The 1,915-nt window shown below is 34.9% G+C and carries 1 protein-coding gene and 1 pseudogene; both read left to right on the forward strand.

Annotated features, from left to right (window positions below):
• Positions 1–273 (forward strand): hypothetical protein (locus H5202_RS24075; protein ID WP_220493966.1); only part of this gene is annotated, 273 nt, incomplete at its 5' end.
• Positions 274–378: 105 nt separating this feature from the next.
• Positions 379–1,915 (forward strand): annotated as a pseudogene (locus tag H5202_RS21585) (hypothetical protein); the annotation flags it as partial.

The following is a 1,915-nucleotide window of genomic DNA, read 5'->3' on the forward strand; positions in this document are numbered from 1 at the left end:
GTTCAAAAAACATTGGGGCATACACCGCCATTTTTAAATCCAATTACATTATCTAGTAGTCAAATAAGCCAAATAGACGTTAAATGGTATCAATATTACTCATCGAGAAATGACTACTCATTTCGACAGAATCAGATCGACTCTATTGAAATTAAGTTAACCGATGGCCAAGTTTACATCCTTAATAGCTGGGTTTTCCCATATTCAAGTTTGCTTTACTTATTTATTAAGTTTAATTATCCGGTAAACCTAGACGATATTGGTGCTAGATAAAATTAGCATAGTCATACATATAAATTGATAGATTTTTAATATTCAGCAGGTCAGTGACGCTAATGTGTTTGCTTGCATAAATGGATTGATATAGGGATATAGGCAATGAAATATAATGTACTTTGGTTAACAATGTTGTTAGCTGCTAGCGTAGGTATGAGTGGTTGTAATCGTGATTTAGCTGAGGGTGTGCAGCAACCGGAAACTCCTATTACTGCAATTGATTCTATAGAGGCAGTTGTTTCACCAAATCAAGTGGTTCAATCCGATCTAGGTAGGCTTATTGGTACCTGGGAAAACAAGGATGAAGATGGTGATGGCGTGCTCGATGAGCAAGATGACTATCCGTTTGATGCGAGTCGCTCAAGTTACTCTACTACTACCGAAAGCTCTTTCAACGATAATCCCAGTGTCGCCACCGAGATCTCATCTAATATACCTTTTAAAGTAGAAGGTGTAATTGAAGAGAATGGTGATGGTGATGTATACAAGTTTCAAGTAACTAAAGAGATAGTAGAAGCAAATATTCCAATTACATTTTTGCTTTTAATGGAAAACCTCAGCTTTATCTCTACCATGAGTATTTTGGATCGCAATGGTATTGTTATTTTTGAAATTAAAAATAACTCTGAGCCTCTCGGACAGGTTGAAGCTATTTCATCAATTATGTTCACTTCACCAGGTACTTATTATATTGCTATAGCCGAAATAAATTTAAAAGGTGACCCTAGTGCCCGTTATATATTAAAAGCTTTCAATGATACTGATTTTGATGGTTTATCTATGGCAACAGAAAATGCTTTAGGAATAAATAGTGACCATCCAGATACTGATGGCGACAATATTCATGATGGCAATGAGTTTTATGTGAAAAAGTTGAGAAAAATAGATCTTGATGTAGATGGTGATAATATACCCAATTGGCTCGACTCTGATTCCGATGGTGATGGCTTAAGTGATGAATTTGAAGGTATTGATGATGCAGATAATGATGGTTTAGGCGCATTCGTTGATATTGATTCTGATGGGAATTCAATCGAAGATAATATTGAGGCCGGTAATCTATTTAAACCAATAGACACGGATCGTGATGGTATTGCTGATTTTGTCGATTTAGATGATGACTCAGATAGATTACTTGATATCAATGATAGCGATAGGTTAACTAAATTAAGTATCGATGATAATTTTCAAGTTTTTGCTTTGAGGTATAGTGATCCTTTAGGATTAAACTTAACCGATAGAGCTTTTCCAGGATCAAAAGTATTCATTCAAGGACAAGCTATACCTCGCTCAAACTCATACTTAATCATAAACAATGGAAATATAACGTATAACATCGAAATTTCAGATTTTGATGATGATGGTTTTTTTATGTATTTACCAGAGGATATTGATGACGAAAAAGAGTATGAGTACTTTATTGCAAATGGTGACAATAAGAGCAACTCCAAGTATTTTAGGGTGTCGTCTTCCTTAACACCTATTGTCACTGAACTACCAAGCGCAAGATATAACATAGGTGATATTATTACGTTAAAAGGACGTGGTTTTCATCAAAATATGTCAGTGCATTTTGGGACTGTTATCATATCACCTGATTCAGTTATAAATAATGAAGCTATTATCACCATTCCAGAAC

Source organism: Shewanella sp. SG41-4, from assembly GCF_014164505.1.
Classification (GTDB): Bacteria; Pseudomonadota; Gammaproteobacteria; order Enterobacterales; family Shewanellaceae; genus Shewanella.